This window comes from Nocardia sp. NPDC057272, from assembly GCF_042668615.1.
Taxonomy (GTDB): domain Bacteria; phylum Actinomycetota; class Actinomycetes; order Mycobacteriales; family Mycobacteriaceae; genus Nocardia.
Genome location: NZ_JBHUYK010000017.1, coordinates 90,573 through 111,045 on the forward strand (window position 1 = coordinate 90,573; position 20,473 = coordinate 111,045).

Genomic DNA, 20,473 nt, shown 5'->3' on the forward strand with positions numbered 1-20,473 from the left:
TTGTGAGTGGTGAATCAGCGAGCAGCGGAAAGGAATTCGATCAGGATGCGGTTGACCTCATCGGGCCGCTCCAGATACCCGTAGTGCCCACACCGTTCGATCTCGGCATAGGTGGCCGTCGGGATCGCTTCGGCGACCTCCCGGCAGAACCGCGGCGGCACCATCTGATCATCGGCGAACCCCACCACCAAGCTGGGCACCGAGATCCCCCGATAGGCCTGCCGCCGGTCCTGCGACCGATCCATTCCCGCTTGCGCCCGGGTGCCGGGAGTTCCCTTCCCCGAGGTGAATTCGAAGATATCGAGCCACTCCTGCGCCTTGGCCGGATCGGCCAGGGTGTGTGGCGACAGATTGATCATCGCCTTGACTGCGGCCGCGTATTCCGGCGGCAGCTGAATCCCCTTGTCGAACAACGCCTGCTCGCCCTTGCTGAGGGTGCTCGTCACCGGATGCGGACGCGCGGTGGCGGCGAACATGACCGCCCGGCGCAGCAACTCCGGCCGAGCCAGCGCGAGTTCGGCGACGATCCGCGACCCCATCGAGGTGCCGACCACATGCGCCGGAGCCCCGAGGTGCTCGATCAGCGCGGCGGTATCACCGACCAGCTGCGCCATGGTGATCCCCGCAGCGGACTCCGATGACGGCGCGATCCCCCGATTGTCGACAGTGGCGACGGTGAACCCCGCCTTGACCAGGGCAGGCACCTGATAGGTGCGCCAGACACGTCCAGGACTCCCGCTACCCATCACGAGCAGGACAAGCGGTCCCGAACCGGTGACGTCGTAGCTGAGCTGGATGCCGTTGAGCGAGGCGATGGGCATATCTCAACGTACCGCCACGCAACCGCCTCAGTTCACCGCGGCGAAGTAGGCGGTGCGAACGGCGACAGTCGCGGGAGCGGGGAAGTCGGGTGCGCCGGATCCGAGTGGCCCGATCTTCACCAGCCAGGTGCTGGTCGAGGTGTCGATGGCGGTGCGGGCGGTGGACGGCTGGAGGACGACGTCGTTGCCGCCGTCGCAGGAGTAGGCGCCGACCAGGCCGTCGGAGCGACCGCCCCAGGCGCCGCCGACGCGGATGCGGCAGTGGCGGCCGTCGGCGAGTTCGAGTGCCCACGGCTCGGGCGACGCGGTTTCGCCGATATCGGCGACCGGTGGGTCGACGGTATACCGGCGCAGTCCGCGCTGCCACGGATCGTTCGCGCACAGCAGGGATGCCTTGTCGGGAGCCGCCCAGCACACATTGGCCGAGTCGGCGGACGCACCGCATTCGTAGATGCCCGCGGTGGTGGCCGAGCGGCTCGGCGACATGTGGGAGCAGTCGAGGACGCCGACCGGCGTGGGGTCGGCCGAGGTGAAACCGTTGACCGGCTGACCCGCGGCGTCGACGGCGACCAGCGAGACGACATCGGTCGCGACCGGTGGCCGGGGCGCGGTGGTGCCGGGGAGGCTGCTCGGTGCGCCCTGACCGGTCGGGCGAGGGCCCGGCGTCGTCGGGTCGACGGTGATCGCCGGCGGCTGAACCGGCGCGGTCGTCGGACCGCCCGCGCCGGGCAGTTCGGTGGCGGGCACACCCGAACCCCACGAGCCACCTCGGGCGGTCGTCGTCGCCGGTTGCGCGGTGCCGTCTTCGGTCGAGCATCCCGCGACCGACAACGCACACAGCATGCCCATTGACACGATGAATCCGGCTGCCTTCATGCCACCACCCCTGCGTGCGAAGTTCGAGCCCTGTCTACTGCGCATCGGGTCGGTGGCCTGAATCGTTAACCGGCCGAATCGCTTCGGGCCTCACTCGCCGCGATCACCTTGCCCGCCAGCGAGCGGATCGCCGTGCTTTCCGCGTCGGTCATCCGGTCGACGAACAGCTCCCGCACCAATTCGACATGCTCGGGCGCGGCCTCGCGCAACACCGTGCGTCCGGCCTCTGTCAGCGACACGACGATTCCGCGCGCGTCGTCCTCGGCCTGCACTCGATCGACGAGTCCCCGAGCGGCCATCCGGGCCACATGCTTGGACAACCGGGACTTGTCCCAGCAGACCTGGGCGGCCAGCTCCTTGGCCCGCAGGCATCCGTCGGTCGCCGCCGACAGCGGGACCAGCAGCTCGTAGTCGGCCATCGACAGTCCGTATTCGCCCAGGCCCGCGGCCAGGACGGCGTCGAGTCGCTGACGCATGAGGATGTAGGACTGCCATGTCTGCTGCTCTTCTTCGGACAACCATCTGGGCACGGGAATGATTCTAGGACTCGGTTGGTTGACATGGAAACCAACTGCCTGTCGAAGCTCCCAGGAGGCACCCCATGCCAGCTATCACCGTCGACGACATCATGGTGCTGCCCCGGCTGCCCCGTCCCGATGTCACCGAGACCCAGCGACCGGTCCGCCAGATCGTCACCGCCGCGCGCCAGCAGGAGGGCGCCGGATTCGAGGTGACCCGGCCGTTCCCCAGCGTCGACCTGCGCTCGGCCGACCCGTTCATCCTGCTCGACCAGATGGGCCCGGTCGCCTACGAGCCGTATGCGGCCAAGGGCGCGCCGTGGCACCCGCACCGTGGCTTCGAAACCGTCACCTACATGCTCGACGGCACCATGGTCCACCACGATTCCCAAGGTGGCGGCGGCGTCATCGGCGAGGGCGACACACAGTGGATGACCGCGGGCTCCGGCATGCTGCACGACGAACTGCCCGAGGAGAAGCTCGTCATCTCCGGCGGCACGTTCCACGGAATCCAGCTGTGGGTGAACCTGCCGCGGGCGAACAAATTCGCCACCCCGCGCTACCAGGACCTGCGAGCGAGCGAACTGACCCTGGTGAGCTCGCACGACGGCGGCGCGCTCGTGCGCGTCATCGCGGGTGAGTTCGCCGGTTTCTCCGGCCCCGGTTCCACCTACACCCCGATCGCCTACGCGCACGCCTCGCTCGTCCCCGGCGCCCAGCTGGAGACGCCGTGGCCGAAGGACTTCACCGCGATGGCCTATGTGCTGTCGGGCAGCGGCACGGTCGGCGTCGATCGCAGGCCGATCAACGCCGGGCAGCTGGTGGTCTTCGGCAAGGGCGACGCCCTCACCCTGACCGCCGATCTCACCCAGCACAGCACCACCGGTGACCTCGAGGTCCTGCTACTCGGCGGAACTCCGTTGCGCGAACCGGTGATTCAATACGGGCCGTTCGTGATGAACACTCGGGAGGAAATCATCGAGGCGATGGAGGATTTCAACGCGGGTCGCATGGGCACCATCCCGGCCGAACACCTGACCGGGCGCAGACTGGGTGAATAACCGACCGAGACTCCCGGCGAATCCTCGGGTCGCGTGCGGTTGACAATCGGTCGCCCCGTCACAAAGGTGGACGGGGCTACCGGCCACATCGTGGCCGTGACCACACCCGAACCGCAGCAGACATAGAGGAATTCATGAACGTTCGTCGGCTCACCGTCAGCCTTGCCGCCGTAGGGCTCGCCCTGATCGCCGCTCCCGTCTCCCACGCCGACCCGGTATCGGGCTCGGCGGGCACCGGTTCGTCCAGCTTCGACTCCATCCTCGGCGCGACCGGCTCGGCCAACCTGGTCCAGTCCGGCTCGGCCGGTGGCGCGTTCCGCAGCTGCGACGACGCGATGGCCGCAGGACGCGCGCCGCTGTTCCGTGGCGAGCCGGGCTACTCGCCGCACCTCGATCCCGATGGCGACGGCCTGGCCTGCCCCACGCAGTAAAGACAGAAAAAACACCCGATGTGACTCGTTGGCACATCGGGTGTTTTTTGTTGTCCGGCCGGCTGATTCAGCGGCGGAAGATCTTGATCAGAACCAGGCCGGCCACGAGGGCGCCCGCTCCGATCAGCGTGTATTTGACCTTCGGCTCGTTCAACTTGGCGACCACCATCGTCTTGGTGTCTTCCGCGATCCGTTGCGGATCCGCGCGCACCGCCAGTTCGTCGAGCGTGGTCGCCAACCGGGTACGCGCGATCTCGATCTCGCGTTCGATCCGGTCGGTGTCGTCCTTGGCCACCGTCACCTCCAGGTATATGTCTGCTGCTCGTCACCGAGTCTATCCATGCGCCTCGCGGACCCGGTCGGTTACCGTGCGGTGGTGACCGACAACCATCGCCTCTCCCCCGGAGACACCGCCCCCGAATTCACGCTGCCCGACGCCGACGGCAAGGACGTGTCGCTGTCGGATTACCGCGGCCGCAAGGTGATCGTCTACTTCTACCCCGCCGCCAGCACCCCCGGCTGCACCAAGCAGGCCTGCGACTTCCGCGACAATCTGGCCGAGCTGGGCGGCGCGGGCCTCGAGGTGCTCGGCATCTCTCCCGACAAGCCCGCCAAGCTGGCCAAGTTCCGCGACAACGAGGGCCTGACCTTTCCGCTGCTCTCGGACCCCGAGCGCGAGGTGCTCAAAGAATGGGGCGCCTTCGGCGAGAAGATGATGTACGGCAAGACCGTGACGGGCGTGATCCGCTCGACGTTCGTGGTCGACGAGTTGGGCAAGATCGAGGTGGCCCAGTACAACGTCCGCGCCACCGGGCACGTCGCGAAGTTGCGCCGCGACCTGTCGGTCTAGTCGCCGAAAGTGGCGATGAAGACCTCGTAACCGTCGAGCAACCGGGCGAGGCCGAACTCGAAGTCGGCCCTCTCCCAGTCGATATCGTCATCGTCGAACGCGGCGTTGGAGAGGGCGGCTGACACCGAGGGGAAGCGCTGCGGGTCGAGCACCCTGGCCATCACCGAGGCGAAGTCGCCGCCCTCTTCCTCCTGGAGATCCCGGAGGAACCGCCGTTTACCCACCACGAACATCGACACGTTCATCACCAGCTGGAGCTTGATCGGCTCCGGCACGGCCGCCTCGGCGAGAACCTGCAACGCCGTTTCGAGCCAGGCCATGTTGTTCGGCCCCATTGGCGGCCGGCTCAGCGGGATGTCCAACCACCACAGATGACGGCCGAGCCGCTCGAACTCGGCCAGCGCCCACTGCTCGAGACCCACCCGCCACGGCGTTCCTGCGGCGATCTCGGGCGGGGCCCCCACCACGCGATCCATCAGCAGGTCGACCAGCGTGTTCTTGCTGTCGACGTACCGGTACAGCGACATCGCGGTGAAGCCGAGCTGCTTGGCGACCCGATTCATCGACAGCGCCGCGAAACCCTCCGCATCGGCCACTTCGGTCGCGGCGTCGAGGATCTGATCGAGGGTGAGCCCGCGCTTGGGCCCCCTGCCGCCGGGTTGCTCGCGCCCCCACATCAGCTCGACCGCTTTCGGTAGCGCCATGTCGCCGGACGTCGTCATCTGCCTCCTCTGCTCGTCTCGACTCTAACCCGCGCGCTCTTGCGCTCAAGAACTGTTTAGCCTATAAACTGTGTTTATTACATAAACAGTTTCTCGATCGGAGAGAACTCATGACATCCCCACCACCGCCCGCCCTCTCGATCCGTCGGCTGCACAAGACCTACGGCTCCCACGTCGTCCTGGACGACCTCGACCTGGACATCACCGCGGGCACCGTCTTCGCCCTGCTCGGACCCAACGGTGCGGGCAAGACCACGCTGGTCCGCATCCTGGCCACGCTCAGCAGGCCCGATCGCGGCGACATCAGGCTCTTCGAACACGACCTGGCGCAAGCCCCCGATACGATCCGGCGCCTGATCGGCGTCACCGGTCAGTACGCCGCCGTCGACGGGGTCCTCACCGGCGCCGAGAACCTGCGCCTCACCGGCAGACTGCTGCACCTCGGCAAGGACGAGACCCGACGCCGTGGGGACGCACTGCTGGAACGGTTCGACCTCGTCGACGCCGCCGACAAGCCGGTCGCCTCCTACTCGGGTGGCATGCGGCGCAGGCTCGACCTCGCGATGAGCCTGATGGGCGAGCCACGCATGGTCTTCCTCGACGAACCCACCACCGGCCTCGACCCGCGGAGCCGACGCGACCTGTGGTCCGCCATCAGGGAATTGGCGGCCGAGGGGACAACCATCCTGCTCACCACCCAGTACCTGGAGGAGGCCGATCAGCTCGCCGACCGGATCGCCGTACTCGACCACGGCCGGATCGTCGCCGACGGCACCCCGGCCGAACTCAAACGCCTCGTGCCGGGCGGGCACATCCTGTTCCGCTTCGCCGATCGCGGGCTGCTGACCGCCGCGACCAACGCACTCGACACCGCGGCCGGTGCCCACCCCGATCCCGAACAGCTGACCCTGCAGGTGCCCTCGGACGGCAGCGCCGACGAGATCAAGCGGCTACTCGACCGTTTCGCCGAACTCGACATCGCGATCGAGCAGCTCACTGTCCACACCCCCGACCTCGACGACGTGTTCTTCGCGTTGACCGGTCAGCCCGGACGAACCGAGGTCGCGGCATGAACGCCACGCGCACACTGCAGGATTCGGCCACCATGCTGGACCGCAATATCCGCCACACCCTGCGCAGCCCCGACACCATGATCATGACGGTCGTGCTGCCGGTGATGATCCTGCTGATGTTCGTGTTTGTCTTCGGTGGCGCCATGGACGTGGGTCCCGGCGCCTACATCGACTACGTGGTCCCCGGAATCATCCTGCTGTGTGCGAGCTTCGGGGCGTCCACCACGGCGCTCGCACTGTCCACCGACGTCGCCGAGGGCATCATCGACCGGTTCCGCACCATGGCCATCGCCCGATCGGCGGTGCTCACCGGGCACGTCGCCGAGAGCGTGATCCGCAATCTGATCACCTCCGCGATCGTGATCGTCGTGGCGGTGGTGCTCGGTTTCCGCCCGACCACCGATCCACTGCGCTGGCTGGGCGCTTTCGGCGTGCTGGCGATGTTCGTGTTCGCGCTGTCGTGGTTGGCGGCCGCCTTGGGCCTGCTCGCCCCGAACCCGGAGGCGGCCAACGGCTTCACCTTCGTGTTCATGTTCCTGCCCTATGTGAGTTCGGCGTTCGTGCCGACCTCTTCGATGCCGACGTGGCTGCACTGGTACGCCGAGAATCAGCCGGTGACCCCGGTGATCGAGACGCTGCGCGGGTTGTTGATGGGCGCACCGATCGGCGACAGCTGGGTGCTCGCGGTGCTGTGGTGTGCCGGTATCGGGCTCGTCGGGTACATCGCGGCGGGGGCGCTGTTCCGTCGACAGACCAACGTCTGAGCACACCGAAGGGGCAGCGCGTACGCTGCCCCTTCGGTGTGGAGCCGATCAGTCGGCGGACGCCGTGTGCGGACCGTCGGGCACGGGCGCCTGCGCGGGCTGCATCCCGAGCGGGATGCCGGTGCCGGGCAGGGTCGGTGCGGCGGCGGGAATCTGCGGAACCACGGGAACGGCGGGTTCGAGCGGAAGCGGGTCTTCCTGTGGCGCGTCCCCGTACAGCTGGGTCGGGTAGTCGAGCGGGAACTCGCCCGGGTTCACCAATTGCGGATTCGGCGACACGGTTTCGTACGGCGAAGTGGGCGATTCTTCCGCCGGGCTCACCTGCAACCCGCTACCGGAACCCACACCGCCGCTCGACCCGGACTCCACCGAGGCGGCTTCGTGTGTCTGGGGGGCTTGCGGAATGACCGGCGCCGACGCGGCACCGGGCTCCGACGACACGGCCGTGTTGTCGACCGCGGGCGGCCCGCTGTTGATCACCGCGTACGAACCACCCGCGACGAGCCCGCCCGCGAGCACACTCGCCGCAGCGGCGACCATCGCCGTCCCCCGCTTGGACCGCGACCCGGTGGAGATCGGCACCACGACCGTATCGCCGAGCGCCACCAGCGCGGCACCGGCGGCGGGCGCGAACGGCGCCAACCGGCACGGCAGCACCGGCACCCCGAATCCGGCGACCGCGTCGCGCACCGCGGGTGCGTCCGACGACGAGCCGACCAGCACCACCGCGGCCGGCTTCACCGACGCCGCCTCGAACTGATCCCACGCCGCCGACACACCGGCGCGCAATGCGTCGGGTGTGGGTGCGCCGGTCTGCGAGTAGGCGGCGAGCACACGGTGACGACCCTGGTCGATCAGTGTCATCGCCTGGTAGCCGGGCACCGCCTCGTAGACGAGCAGATTGTCGAACTCGTCGAGCCAGGTCATCGCGCCCGCGACGAACAGATGCGACGATTTCGCCGAAACCAGCGAGGCTGTGCGCCATTCCGTCTCCGCCAGGCGGGTCACGATCGCGCGCCGTTCGACGGCGTCGCGGTAACTCACTGCCACCCCGGCGATCTCGTGCTCGTCATCGAGCTCGGCCGCGATCGCGTCGAGGGCGGTGTGTACCGCTGCCGCCACTTCGGCCTTACCGTCTCCCTTGGCACGGACGGTGCGCCGCAGCAGCATCCGATCCGTGAGAGTGACGCCCGATTCGGCGAACGCCACCGCGTGCACGGCTCCCCGTTCGGTGCTGACGCCGAGGGTTACCACAGATCCTGCTGCCACAAGTCTTGCCTTCCCCTGTGCGAAACGGTGCGGGACGGGACCACGCAGGGTCCGTCACTTCGCGGTAGGTCTGGTGCGGCGTGAGCTGGCTAGCCGCGAATAAGCGTGCAGATAGACGCACACTTATCTGATGATTCGTCACCGGTCAGGGCATGGATGGGTCGGGATTTCGGCCAGTTGTTGACACGCTGTCGGTAGAGGCGTGTCGCGGATCTGTGTATACCGCTAGCCTGGATGGGTGGAAGTACACGCGCAGGCCCGGTCACCGCAGAGCCGTCCGGACCCTGCGCTGGAATTGCAGGACGACCCCCAGGAGTTGATGCCGCGCAAGCGGCCGACGCAGGAGCGCAGCAAGCGCAAATTCGACGCGCTGCTGGCGTCCTCGCGCGAGTTGCTGGTCGAAGTGGGTTTCGAGTCGTTCACCTGTGAAGAGGTCGCCCAGCGCGCCGAGGTGCCCATCGGCACGCTGTATCAGTTCTTCGCCAACAAGTACGTGATCGTCTGTGAACTCAATCGGCAAGACCTGGTTGCGGTTTCCCGCGAGCTGGCCGACTTCCACGGTGAAGTGCCCTCGCTGGACTGGTTGCGGCACATGAACCAGTTCGTCGACCACATGGCGAATCTGTGGACCACCGACCCGTCACGGCGCGAAGTGTGGCTGGCGATGCAGTCGACCCCGTCCACACGGGCGACAGGCGCGCTGCACGAAAAGGAATTCGCCGCGGTCGTCTCGCAGATGCTGCGGCCGCTGACACCGCGCACCCCACGCGCCCGGCGCACGATGATGGCCGAAGTGCTGGTGCACGTCGTGTATTCGATGCTGAATTTCTCGGTGCAGGAAAATCAGTCGAATACCGACGCCGTCGCCGAACTCAAGCGCCTCATGGTGGCGTATCTGCTGGTGGCGGAAAAAGAATCGCGAACCGCCGACGAAGAGTAGCGGTTCGCGATTTCTAGCCCCGGCCGTCGATCAGATCGGCCAGTTCGCCCGGATCCTCCAGCACCACCATCGCCGCGGCGGTATCACCGTCGTGGGTCAGGGAGAGGTGCACCCGGACGCGGGGCAGGAACTCCGCGGCGAGACCGTGGAGTTTGATGCTGGGCCTGCCCCACGCGTCGTTGACGACTTCGATGAGCGGATACGGGTTGTCGCCGATCTGCGGACTGCGGGCGAAACGAGACGATGCCCAGGCTTTGAGCACCGCCTCCTTCGCGGCCCAGCGTGCGGCGAAGCTGCGGGCCGGGTCGGTCTGCTTGCTCTGGCAGTAGCGACGCTCACCAGCGGTGAATGTCTCCCTGAGCATGGTCGACCCGGGCCGTTGCAGCTGTTCGGCGAACTCGGAGATGGTCACCAAGTCCAAGCCGATACCGAGAATCGTCACGAAGCGGCAGCCTACGACGCTTCGGTCGGCTGCGGGGTGATTTGCCCGGTGCCGCAACCCCATCCGCTCGCGCTGTAGACGCCGTCGCTGTCCAGCCGCGCCTGCGGCGAGAGCAGCATGTCGGCCTCGAGCTGACGGATCTGTTTGGCCGGCGTGCCGTCGGCGCCCAGTCGGCGATCGACCGGCTTCTCGTACAGTGCCGACCCGCCGCACATGGCCTCGGCGAACCGCTGCCTGCCCGCGAGCTGACGCGTCTGCGCCCGCTCCTGGTACTCCGCCCGCGCGGCCGGTTCGATCGCGGCCAGGAACGCCTGCGGATGCACCACCGCGAGCAGGCCGGACACGTGACCGAAGCCGAGCGAGGTCACCAGACCCGCCTTCAGCGCGAACTTCTCGCCGAAGCGCAGCGGCTCACGCGCCCACACCAGGTGCGGGTAGCCCGCCATCTTCTCGTCGACGCAGTCCAGGCTCCGGTTCGGCGGCACCACACCGTTTTCCAGCACCTGGCACAGGCCGATGAGCTGGAACGCCGCCGCGCCACCCTTGGCGTGCCCGGTGAGGCTCTTCTGCGAGACCACGAACAGCGGTGCGCCCTCGGTGCGACCCAGCGCGCCCGCCAGCCGCTCGTGCAGCTCCGACTCGTTGGGGTCGTTGGCCGCGGTGGAGGTGTCGTGCTTGGAGATCACCGCGATGTCGTCGGGGGTCACGCCGAGCTTGCGCAGTTCGGCCGCCAGTCGCGACTCGCTGCCGCCGCGCCCCGCACCCAATGCGCCCAGACCCGGCGCCGGGATGGAGGTGTGCACGCCGTCGGCGAAGGACTGGGCGAAGGCGACGACGCCGAGCACCGGCAGACCCATCTCCACGGCCACGTCACCACGGGCCAGCAGCACGGTGCCGCCACCCTGCGATTCGACGAACCCGCCGCGGCGACGATCGTTGGCGCGGGAGAAGTAGCGGTCGCTGATTCCCTTGGCGCGCATGCTCGCCGAGTCGGCGGTGGCCGACATGTCACCGAAGCCGACGATGCCTTCGATACCCAGATCGTCGAAGCCACCGGCGACCACGACCTCGGCCTTGCCGAGCCGGATCTTGTCGACGCCTTCCTCGACCGAGACCGCCGCCGTGGCGCAGGCCGCGACCGGGTGCACCATGGCGCCGTAGCTGCCGACGTAGGACTGCACCACGTGCGCCAGTGCGACGTTGGGCAGCGCTTCTTGCAGGATGTCGTTCGGGCGTGGTTCGCCGAGCAGGTTGTCGACGTAGAGCGAGCGCATCGAGGACATGCCGCCCATGCCGGTGCCCTGGGTGTTGGCCACCAGGCTCGGGTGCACCCAGCTCATCAGCTCGTCGGGGCTGAAGCCCGCGCCGACGAACGCGTCGACGGTGCAGACGATGTTCCACAGCGCGACCCGGTCGATCGAGGCGGCCATGTCGGCCGAGACGCCCCAGATGGTGGGATCCCAGCCGGTCGGGATCTGACCGCCGACCACGCGCGACAGCTTCGCCTTGCGCGGCACCCGGATCTCGGTGCCCGCCTGACGGGTCACGGTCCAGTCGCTGGAATCGGCGACCGGCGCGATGACGGTGTGCTCGGGATCGGCGGTGTGGAAGGCGCGTGCCTCCGCCTCGCCGGCGACGGTGAACGACAGGTCCTGATCGAGGAACACCGAGGTGAGCAGCGGGGCCGCGTTGTCGAGCATGGCGCCGTCGTCTTCGTAGCGGCGCACACCGCAGCGTTCGACCACGGTGTCGTGGTAGCGCTCCGCGACCTCCGATTCCGGCACGAAGTCACCGGATTCGGTGTCGTACCAGCCGGGCTTGGGTTCGTTCTCCCAGCGGATCAGACCGGTGGTCCAGGCCAGCTCGAGTACACCGGCGGCCGACAGTTCGTCTTCGACCTCCATCTCGAAGCGGGTGCGCGAGGAGCCGTAGGGCCCGAGCTCACCGGCGCCGACGATCACGACCATATCGCTCAGCTCCGCGGTGACCGGGGCCCACTCCGGCACCGGCAGTGCCGAACTCAGGGTCGGCGGGGCGGGCAGAGCGGCGATCGTCGCGGCGGTGGCGGCTTCTTCGATCTTCTCGGCCGCGGCCTCCTGCGCCTGCTTGGCGAGCGCGGGCAGGTCGAGCTTGGCACGCGCCAGACCACCGGTGAGGTCGATCTGCTGCGGGCCGGTGATCGTCACCTGACGTGCGCGCGAGGTGCACCACTTGAGCAGTTCGTCGGCCATCTCGTCGGTCGACCAGGTGTGCACGCCCGCCTTCTCGACGGCCTCGACCATCGGGTCGTTGTGGCCCATCAGCCCGGTGCCGCGCACCCAGCCGATCAGCGCGTGCACCAGGGTGACGCGTTCGGCCCAGGACTTCTCGGCCTTCCACTTCAAGACCACCGCGTCGAGGGCGGCCTTGGACTCGCCGTACGCGCCGTCGCCACCGAAGAGGCCACGGTTGGGCGAACCCGGCAGCACCACATGCAGTTTCGCGTCGACGTCGTGGTCGGCGCCGAGGGCGGACAGGCCGCCGATCAGCCGTTCCACCGACCACAGCAGCACGCGCATTTCCATTTCGGCGCGGGCGCCCGCGTCGGCGAGGTCTCCGGCGACACGCGGCGCCGCGAACGGCAGCAGCATCGTCGGGGTCATCGCGTCCTTGACCTTGATCTTGGCGCCGCCCGCGTTGTCGACCTGTTCGGTGCCGACCCATTCGATCAGTGCGTCGAGGTCCTGGTAGGAGGCCATGTTGGCCGGGACCACCCACAGCGCCGCGCCGTGGCGGGCGTTGTCGCGGTAGAGCGAGCGGTAGAACCGCAGCCGCTCGTCGTTGAGACCCGACGTGGTGACCACCACGGTCGCGCCGCCGGACAGGAGCTTGCCGGTGACCGCTGCCGCGATAGAGCCCTTGCTGGCGCCGGTGATCACGGCGAGGTCGTCGGACCACAGACCGGGCTCGGTGGTGTCGAGCGCGGCCTTCGCGATCTGCGCGTACACCCCGGCCAGCACCGAACGGGCCTCGTGCATGGCCCGCTGCCGCCACCAGTTCGCCTGGGCGGCCACGGCTTCACCCGCGCCGGCGAATCCGTCGATCGACTGTTCCGCGGTGGCGGCGTCGTCGCCGAGCCACATCTTCGCGAGATCCTCGCGGGCGGTGGCCCACCGGTCGTCGATGAGAACGGCCTTGCGGGCGTCGAACGCGGGGGCGACCAGACGCGGCCAGTCCGAACCCAATTCGGCCGAGACGAGGTCCGCGAGGGTGTCGGGAGTCGCCTCGGGAGCACTGATCTTCTCGCTGAGGCCGAGTTGTTCGAGCACCACCCGCGCCGCGGTGGCGAGCACGCCGTCGCGTCCGGTGATCTGCTCGGTGAACTCGCCCAGCGCCGCCGCGTCGACGGTGCCGCCTGCCGCGCCACCCGCCGAGGGCATCGAGACCGAGACACCGCGCCGTGCTGCCACTGCCTGCACGGCCGCGTCGATGGCGGCGTCGACCGAGGCGGCATCGCTGAGCACACCACCGGCGAGACCGCCGAGGTCACCACCGCGCACGCTGGCGCCTTCGCGGGTGCCGAGCGAGACCTCCGCGGTGACGTGGCTCGCCCAGCCGTCGCCGAGTTCCCAGACCTTCTTGACCCGGTCGGCGATGGCGGCGGGCCGCTTGCCCGACGGGCCGAAGACCTTGCGCAGGTGGTCGCCGATGGAGTCGGTGAGCACGCTGCCGAAGGGCTTGTAGGTGCGGGCCAGGCGTTCGACCGTGGCCGCCAGCGCGCCCATGTCGGCGTCGGCGGCACCGTCGATGGCACCGAGGGACAGTTCGGCGCCGAGGTCGACGAGCAGCTGGTTGCGGCGCGAGGAGACGCCGTCGCAGAGCCCTTCGATGGTGTCGACCGGGCCGATCTGGTCCATCCGCAGCTTCGTCCACAGCGCGATGAGCACACGGGTGGCGTCGGCGGCGCTGAAGGCGATGTCGTCGGGTCGCGGGCCGCCGGTTGCCACCGGAGCGGCGGCGGCGACGGGTGCCGCCGCGGCCGGCGCGGCCGCGGCTTCGACCGGGGTCTCGTCGATGTCGTCGACCGGGGCCGGATCGGTATCGGTGGAGTAGACGACCGCCGCGTCACGTTCCACGTTGACGACCTCCACGGTCGCCCCGCCGAACGCGGGCAGCTTCAGCGTCTGCGAGGCCAGGTTCGCCACCGTCGGGGTGGCGCCGAGCCCGATTTCGACGAAGCGCTCGACGCCGAGACCGCCGTGCGCGGTGTCAGTGAACAGCAGATCCTGGGTCTCGATCCAGCGCACCGGGCTGGCGAACTGCCAGGCCAGCAGCTCGATCAGCACTACGCGGCACAGCTCGGCATCGCGCGTGGCCCAGCTGTCGAAGTCGGCCAGCACGGCAACAAGCGGCTCCGAGGGCACGAGTTCGGCGATCTCGGCGAGGAACGCGCGGTCCAGGGAGAACGGGCGGGGCACCAGGTTCGGGATGTAGCGTCCGACCAGGACTTCCGGGTGCACCTCGGCGGGCAGCAGTTGTTCGAGCTTGTGCCGGAACTCCGGCACACCGTCGCGCAGCACCGAGGAGTGGAACGGCACGTCGATGCCGGGCACCAGGATGAAGGCCCGCTTGCCACCGTATTCGGCACGGCGGCGATCGATTTCGGTCTCGAGCGCTTCGAGCCCGGCGACCGTGCCCGCGATGGCGTACTGGGAGCCGCGCAGGTTCAGGTTCACCACCTCGAGGAACTCGCCGGTCTGCGCGCCGATGCCGTTGACGAAGTCGATCACCTCGGCGTCGGGCAGCCCGATCTGCGACGGACGGATGGCGGCCATCCGATAGTCGCTGCGGCCCTGCGCGTCACGCGGTACGAGCTCGTGCATGGCCGAGCCACGCTGGAACACCACCTCGAGCACGGCCTCCAGGGGCAGCACACCGGCGACGGCGGCGAGGGCGTTGTACTCGCCGACCGAGTGGCCGGCCAGCATCGCGCCTTCGACGAACGCACCCGCTTCCCGCAACTCGGCGACCTGGGCGACACCGAGGGTGGCCATGGCGACCTGGGTGAACTGGGTCAGGTGCAGCACGCCGTCCGGGTGCCGGTGTTCGACACCGCGCGCCTTGAGATAGGTCGGGTTGTCGCGCACCACCGCCAGGATCGAGAAACCGAGGGCGTCACGGGTGTGCGCGTCGGCACGCTCCCACACCCGCTTGGCCGCCTTCGAGCGGGTCAGCGCGTCCAGGCCCATCCCCTTGCGCTGGATGCCCTGGCCCGGGAAGGCGTACACGGTCTTCGGGGCGGCGGTGCGCCCGGTCGCGGTCATGACCAGGTCACCGTCGACGCGGCAGGAGACCTCGACGATCTCGGCGCCCGCGTCCACCGCGATCCGCTCCACCCGCACGTCCACGGTCGCGCCGGGGCGCACCATGCCGAGGAACCGGGTGGTCCATGCCGTGAGAGTGCGTGCGGGAACGGAGCTTTCGGGATCCACGGCGACCACCGCGTGCTGGGCGGCGGCCGAGAGCCACATGCCGTGCACGATCGGGCTGCCGAGGCCGGCCAGCTTGGCGGCGGCGTCGGAGGTGTGGATCGGATTGTGGTCACCGGAGACCGCGGCGAAGGCGTGCATGGCGCGCGGGGCGGCCATCTGCACGTCGCGACGACGACGGCGCGGGGTGTCGGTGGCGGTGTCGGACACCGCACCGGCCGCACGCGGCGGATCGGTGAGCTCGCCCGCGCCGTTGCGGCCGCGGATGGCGAAGCGTTCGACGAGGCGGGCCAGCGGGGTGGCGTCGAGTCCCTGGTCCAGGATCAGGCCGATGTTCACCACGACCTCGACCACACGGCCCATGTCGGTGTCGACCACCGCGCCGCCTTCGGCGCGAACGACGAGAATGCTCGTCTCGGCGGGCAATTCGTTCAGCAGTTCGATCTGGTGATCGAGGTGGACCAGGTCGAGCATGCCCTCGATGACACAGCCACCGACCGGGGTGCGGGCCGCGCCGAGCACCGCGAAGACCGCGGGCCAGCAGGCGCCGACCAGCACATCGGGGGCGGTGCGGCCGAGGGTGCTGAGGGTGTCGGGCAGGCCGGAGCCGGTGACACCGGCGTGGTCGGCGATCAGGTCCGGCATCCACGCCAGGTTGAGGTGTGCCACACCGGCTTTCACCTCGGGCAGCGACTTTCCGGCGGCGACGCCAAGCAGTGCCGACATCGCGGTTTCGGCGTCGGCGTCGGTGATCACCGGCGCGCCACCGGAGTACACGCTCGCGGGCACGGTGATGCGGATCCGCACGGAGTCGCGGGCCAGCGGCACCGAAAGCTCCACGTAGCTGAATTCGCTTTCGGGACCGGTGGTTTCGGTCAGCGTGGCACCGGTGCTCTGATGCACCGCGCTCCCCTGCTCGACGGTCCACTCCGAGATGTCACCCAGGCGGTGCACCGGGTTGACGGTGGTGCGACCGGCCCACTGCACGTCGGGGGCGGCGAGCACGGTGTCGATCGCTCCCGCCACCACACCGGCGACGCGGCGCGCGTCCACCGGCTCGGGCACGACACCGGCCCTGACCAGGCTGTACGCGGTGTCCTGTTCGAAGCGGTCGAGCAGTTCGCCGACCGGCTCGTCCACGCGGGTGATGCCCGCGACGGCGACGGTGCCGGGAATGACGCACACCTGATCGGCCGAGTAGCGCGGATCATGGGCCTGCCACAGCGAATCCGAACGCCACCAGCGACGCACATCGGCGTCGACGACGGGCACGAAGTTCACCGGCTTGCCCGGCGTCTTGCACAGGGAGACGAAGAACGGCACGTCGGCCGGGTGCAGCACGGTGTCCGCGACGGTCGGGTACTGCTTCTTCAGCTCGCACAGCGCCTGCACCGGGTGCTCGAAGGCGTCGTCGTCGGCGAACAGGGTTTCGATCTCGCCGCGGTCGGCCGGGTTGAGCCGGGATTCGGTGCGGCGCATCATCTCCGCGAACCGGTCGCGCCAGCTGATGTCGAGCCAGTCCGAGCGGGTGGCGTCGCGGATCGCGTCGCCGATATCGCTGCCGCAGTCGAACGAGATCGGCACCTCGCTCGACACAGCCAGCGAGACGTAGCGTTCCAGCCACTGCTGGTAGGTCATGGTGGCGACGTCGCCGAAGTAGGGTTTGGCGGTGGCATCGAGCGCCGCGATGATCTCGGCGCGACGGCTCGCCACGGCCTCGGCATCGCCGGCGACCTCGTCGAGCAGGCGGCCGGTGCGCGAGGCGGCGTTGTCGATCTCGTGGATGTCGGCGCCCAATTGGCTTCGTCCGGAGGCCATTCCGCCGCTGGCCGTGCCCGCACCGACCCAATCGGGGGTGCCGGGGGTGTCGACCAGCAGCTGCTTCACCGCGGGGGCGGTGGTGGCTTCCAGGGTCGCCATGGCCGCGGTGCCGACGAGCACGCCGTCGAGGGGCATCAGCGGGTAGCCGTAGCCGGTGGACCAGGTGCCCGTGAGGTAGTCGGTGGCGCGTTCGGGGGTGCCGATGCCGCCGCCGACGCAGATCACCACGTTGGCCTGGCCGCGCAGCTGGGCATACGTGGCCAGCAGCAGGTCGTCGAGGTCTTCCCAGGAATGGTGCCCGCCCGCTTTGCCGCCTTCGATGTGCATGATCACCGGGTAGTCCGGGACCGCGTCGGCGATGCGCAGCACGGCCTTGATCTGGGCGACGGTGCCCGGCTTGAACGCGACATGGCTGATGCCGACCTCGGACAGCTCACCGATCAGCGCGACGGCCTCGTCGAGTTCGGGGATGCCCGCGGTGACGATCACGCCGTCGATCGGCGCACCCGCGGCCCGTGCCTTCTGCACCAGGCGCTTGCCGCCGAGCTGCAGCTTCCACAGGTAGGGGTCGAGGAACAGCGAATTGAACTGCACCGCGCGGCCCGGCTGCAGCAGCTGACGCAGCTCGGTCACCCGGTCGGCGAAGATCTGCTCGGTGACCTGCCCGCCACCGGCCAGCTCGGCCCAGTGGCCCGCATTGGCCGCGGCCGCGACGATTTTCGCGTCGACGGTGGTCGGAGTCATGCCGGCCAACAGGATCGGCGAGCGACCGGTGAGCTTGGTGAACGCGGTCTCGACGACGATGCGGCCGTTGGGCAGACGCACCGGCTTCGGCGCGAACGCCGACCACGGCGTCGACGCCTCGGGCGCGGCGCCCGGGGTGAGCAGGCTGCGCTGACCGGCGCGGGTGGCGGCGGCGATCACACCGACACCGGTGCCCTTGAGCGAGCCGCCGGTCACCCGCGAGAGCAGGTCGCCGGGGCCCAGGTCGAGGATCCACTGCGCGCCCGCGTCGACCACGGCGTCGACGGTGGCGACCCAGTCGATCGGGTCGACGAGCACCTGCTGGGTCAGGGCGGCGGCGAGGTCGGCGTCGATCTCGCACTGACGGGCCCAGCCCGCGACCAGTTCGACCGTCTCGGCGAGTGCCGGGTGGTGGAAGGCGACGTCGACGGAGATGTCCTCGAACACGGGCGCGAAGACCGCGCCACCGCGGGCCTTGCTCTCGCGCTCACGGGTCTGCTCGTCGTGCAGCTGCGCGCAACGCGTGCGCACTCGATCGATCTGCGCGGGCGCACCCGAGAGCACGACGCGCCTGCGTCCGTTGCGGATCGACACGACCGCGGCGATCGCGGGGTCGACTCCTTCGGCCACCTCGGCGACGATCGCCCGCAGCTGTTCGGGATCCACGTTCGACACCGCGACCATCGGCGAGCGCTCGCCCACCGGCATCAGTCCACGCCTGCGCGCGACGAGCCCGGCAGCGGCGCCGACGAGCTGGGCGATGGCCAGCAGCTCCGCGTCACGCGTGCCGCCCGCTTCGACCGCGGCGGCGGCGAACAGCCCCTGCGAGTGTCCGACGATCGCGACGGGCGCGTGCTCGGCCGGGTCGAGACCCTGCAAGCGCAATGCCCTGGTCGCGGCCAGCTGGGCCAGCAGTACGCCGGGCATGGAGACAGCCACCGAGCGCAGCACCGGCTCCGAGGGCGCCGAGGACGGCTCCTCCGGCTCGTCGAGCTCGCTCTCGAGCACCCAGCCCATCGGGTCGAAACCGCCGGGGCGCACCACCAGCAACTGTGTCGCAACCGGCTCGAGCAGCACGGCCGCGTCATTGACCAGCGCGGTCAGCTCGGGCTCCAGCGCGCTGTCGCGCCCGATCTCCTCGAGCTCGCGCAGCCACTGCGCACCCTGTCCACCGAACGCCAACGCGTATCCCGCCCCGGTGCGCAGCTGCTCCAGCAGCGCCGCGCGGACACCTCTCGCCTGGCCACGACCATTGGCGCTCGCGGTCGCTCCCATGCCGATTTCGGTGCTCTCGTTGATCGTCAAGACGCTCGACTTCCTTCTCCTGGCGTGTCGCCCACCGACGGCACGCACACGTTTCCGGCAGCCCCTCGGGCCTGTTGAGAGCCACAATCGCACAAAATCATGAGGAAAGCCTCACGTTTCCGGCCCGGTAGCGGCCTACTCCCCAGTATTTCTGTACGTCCGTACCAAAATCTTCTGAAACATGACGCAGCCTCATGTTTGAACGCGCAGGTCCGGCCTGTTACCCGAGTTCTCAAACATGAGTGCCCCTCATATTGAGGGTTACCGAATCGTTATAACCCCAGGTCGTGTTACCCACGAGTACGCCACGCCGCCCCAACGCTTCGCGAAGCCCGATTCGCCCGGTAGAGTTTGGACGGTCGTACACATCCAAGCGCGAGTGGCGAAATTGGCAGACGCGCCAGATTTAGGTTCTGGTGTCCACGGACGTAGGGGTTCAAGTCCCCTCTCGCGCACAGATACCTGGCTTTCGGGCCAGATCATGGCTTCCGCGTGTGCTAGGGATCCAGCGCTTCCTGCTCCATGTCGACATCGCCGCGCTGCCCCACGACAAGGTGCTCGACAGCATCGAATTGCGCGGCACGAAAGTTGCCCATCGACTCGATGATCTCCGATAGCTGAGTAGCACCCGATCTCACGGTCGGGTGCTACTCAGTTGTGGCGACTACTTGGCCGGTGCGGGACGCAGTGGAGCGTTGATGGTGGTGAAGTACTGAACCATCGCGCCGATGACGACGGGACCGGTCACCAGCAGTTGTCCGGCGAGCGTGCCGAGCGCGCCGACCGCGACGATGCCGCCGAGGCATCCGATGGCCGCGGCGGGAAGGAACCCACCGAACAAACCGACGATGGCCGCCGAAGCTACCGCCGCGCCGGCGATCCCGCCCAGCACACAACCGACCGCCGCGCCGCTGAGGCCGCCGATCGTCGTGCCGACCGCAGCACCCATGGTGATTGTGGTGGTCAGCCGTGACCAGGCCGCCTGTTCACGCTCGTATTCGGTCCGCCACGGTGCCTGATTCTCGAACGGCATAGCGACCGGCTTGTACGCGGCGTGTGCGAGATCGAATTGCGGGACGAGTGTGGCGGTTCGGCCGGAGATCTCCGCGGCGATCGGGAATACGAACTCGTCCACCCGGACCGACAGCGGGGTGCCGGCCAGCACCCGGCCGTCGGCTGCCTTGATGGTGAACAGGTCGCCGTCGACGCCCATCGACCCGGCATCGGTGGTGACGACGGTCGAGGTGTCGGTGGTGGCGGCGGTGAATTTGACGCCGGCGGGTTGGTTCGGTGCCGCGCCGGCGGTGCCGACGGTGGTGGCCACGGCCGCGATCAGCAGTGCGGGGATCGCGAGTTTTCTCATCATCG

General features: G+C 68.8%; 15 protein-coding genes and 1 tRNA gene. 7 read left to right on the forward strand and 9 right to left on the reverse strand.

Going from position 1 to position 20,473, the window contains the following annotated elements:
- Positions 1-14 precede the first annotated feature (14 nt).
- The 3 genes from ACFULV_RS22330 to ACFULV_RS22340 form a co-directional block, all read right to left on the reverse strand.
- Positions 15-821, reverse strand: a complete 807-nt coding sequence (locus tag ACFULV_RS22330) for an alpha/beta fold hydrolase (protein ID WP_378659556.1) — start codon at positions 819-821, stop codon at positions 15-17.
- 27 nt (positions 822-848) lie between these two features.
- The gene (locus ACFULV_RS22335; protein WP_378659559.1) at positions 849-1,697 is read right to left on the reverse strand and encodes a hypothetical protein; all 849 of its coding nucleotides are present in this window, start codon (positions 1,695-1,697) and stop codon (positions 849-851) included.
- A 65-nt stretch (positions 1,698-1,762) separates the two neighbouring features.
- The gene (locus tag ACFULV_RS22340) at positions 1,763-2,227 is read right to left on the reverse strand and encodes a MarR family winged helix-turn-helix transcriptional regulator (protein ID WP_378659561.1); all 465 of its coding nucleotides are present in this window, start codon (positions 2,225-2,227) and stop codon (positions 1,763-1,765) included.
- A gap of 71 nt (positions 2,228-2,298) precedes the next feature.
- Here ACFULV_RS22340 and ACFULV_RS22345 point away from each other — a divergent pair, with 71 nt between their 5' ends.
- A complete protein-coding gene (locus ACFULV_RS22345; RefSeq protein WP_378659563.1) occupies positions 2,299-3,276 on the forward strand; it encodes a pirin family protein in 978 nt (325 codons plus the stop codon).
- Positions 3,277-3,410: 134 nt separating this feature from the next.
- Entirely contained in the window at positions 3,411-3,707 is a 297-nt protein-coding gene (locus tag ACFULV_RS22350; protein ID WP_378629849.1) for an excalibur calcium-binding domain-containing protein, read from the forward strand.
- A 67-nt stretch (positions 3,708-3,774) separates the two neighbouring features.
- Here ACFULV_RS22350 and ACFULV_RS22355 read toward each other — a convergent pair whose 3' ends face one another.
- Positions 3,775-4,008, reverse strand: coding sequence for a DUF3618 domain-containing protein (locus ACFULV_RS22355; protein WP_378629848.1), 234 nt, complete (start codon positions 4,006-4,008; stop codon positions 3,775-3,777).
- Between the two features lie 75 nt (positions 4,009-4,083).
- Here ACFULV_RS22355 and bcp point away from each other — a divergent pair, with 75 nt between their 5' ends.
- A complete protein-coding gene (gene bcp / locus ACFULV_RS22360) occupies positions 4,084-4,557 on the forward strand; it encodes a thioredoxin-dependent thiol peroxidase (RefSeq protein ID WP_378659564.1) in 474 nt (157 codons plus the stop codon).
- Here the strand turns inward: bcp and ACFULV_RS22365 are convergent.
- Positions 4,554-5,279, reverse strand: coding sequence for a TetR/AcrR family transcriptional regulator (locus tag ACFULV_RS22365; protein WP_378659566.1), 726 nt, complete (start codon positions 5,277-5,279; stop codon positions 4,554-4,556). The two genes, bcp and ACFULV_RS22365, sit on opposite strands and share 4 nt — an antisense overlap.
- A 110-nt stretch (positions 5,280-5,389) precedes the next feature.
- Between ACFULV_RS22365 and ACFULV_RS22370 the strand changes: the two genes are divergently transcribed.
- Positions 5,390-6,352 (forward strand): ATP-binding cassette domain-containing protein, encoded by a 963-nt coding sequence (locus tag ACFULV_RS22370; protein ID WP_378659569.1) that lies wholly within the window; start codon positions 5,390-5,392, stop codon positions 6,350-6,352.
- Complete coding sequence (locus ACFULV_RS22375; protein ID WP_378659572.1) at positions 6,349-7,116, forward strand: ABC transporter permease; 768 nt, start codon at positions 6,349-6,351, stop codon at positions 7,114-7,116. The genes ACFULV_RS22370 and ACFULV_RS22375 overlap by 4 nt, the downstream gene beginning before the upstream one ends.
- A gap of 48 nt (positions 7,117-7,164) precedes the next feature.
- On the opposite strand, the gene ACFULV_RS22380 is transcribed toward ACFULV_RS22375, so the two are convergent.
- On the reverse strand, positions 7,165-8,385 hold the full coding sequence (locus ACFULV_RS22380; RefSeq protein WP_378629838.1) for a hypothetical protein: 1,221 nt from the start codon (positions 8,383-8,385) through the stop codon (positions 7,165-7,167).
- A gap of 319 nt (positions 8,386-8,704) precedes the next feature.
- On the opposite strand from ACFULV_RS22380, the gene ACFULV_RS22385 reads away from it, so the two are divergent.
- Positions 8,705-9,325: a TetR family transcriptional regulator gene (locus ACFULV_RS22385; RefSeq protein ID WP_378630031.1), complete on the forward strand. Its 621-nt coding sequence runs from the start codon at positions 8,705-8,707 to the stop codon at positions 9,323-9,325.
- A gap of 13 nt (positions 9,326-9,338) precedes the next feature.
- On the opposite strand, the gene ACFULV_RS22390 is transcribed toward ACFULV_RS22385, so the two are convergent.
- Positions 9,339-9,767, reverse strand: coding sequence for a holo-ACP synthase (locus ACFULV_RS22390; protein WP_378629835.1), 429 nt, complete (start codon positions 9,765-9,767; stop codon positions 9,339-9,341).
- A gap of 11 nt (positions 9,768-9,778) precedes the next feature.
- Positions 9,779-19,105 carry a fatty acid synthase subunit beta domain-containing protein gene (locus ACFULV_RS22395; RefSeq protein WP_378659573.1) on the reverse strand — a complete coding sequence of 3,109 codons (9,327 nt, stop codon included), beginning with the start codon at positions 19,103-19,105 and terminating at the stop codon, positions 9,779-9,781.
- Between the two features lie 373 nt (positions 19,106-19,478).
- Here ACFULV_RS22395 and ACFULV_RS22400 point away from each other — a divergent pair.
- Positions 19,479-19,560: transfer RNA gene (locus ACFULV_RS22400), tRNA-Leu, on the forward strand.
- Between the two features lie 209 nt (positions 19,561-19,769).
- Here the strand turns inward: ACFULV_RS22400 and ACFULV_RS22405 are convergent.
- Entirely contained in the window at positions 19,770-20,471 is a 702-nt protein-coding gene (locus ACFULV_RS22405) for a hypothetical protein (protein ID WP_378659576.1), read from the reverse strand.
- Positions 20,472-20,473: the final 2 nt, after the last annotated feature.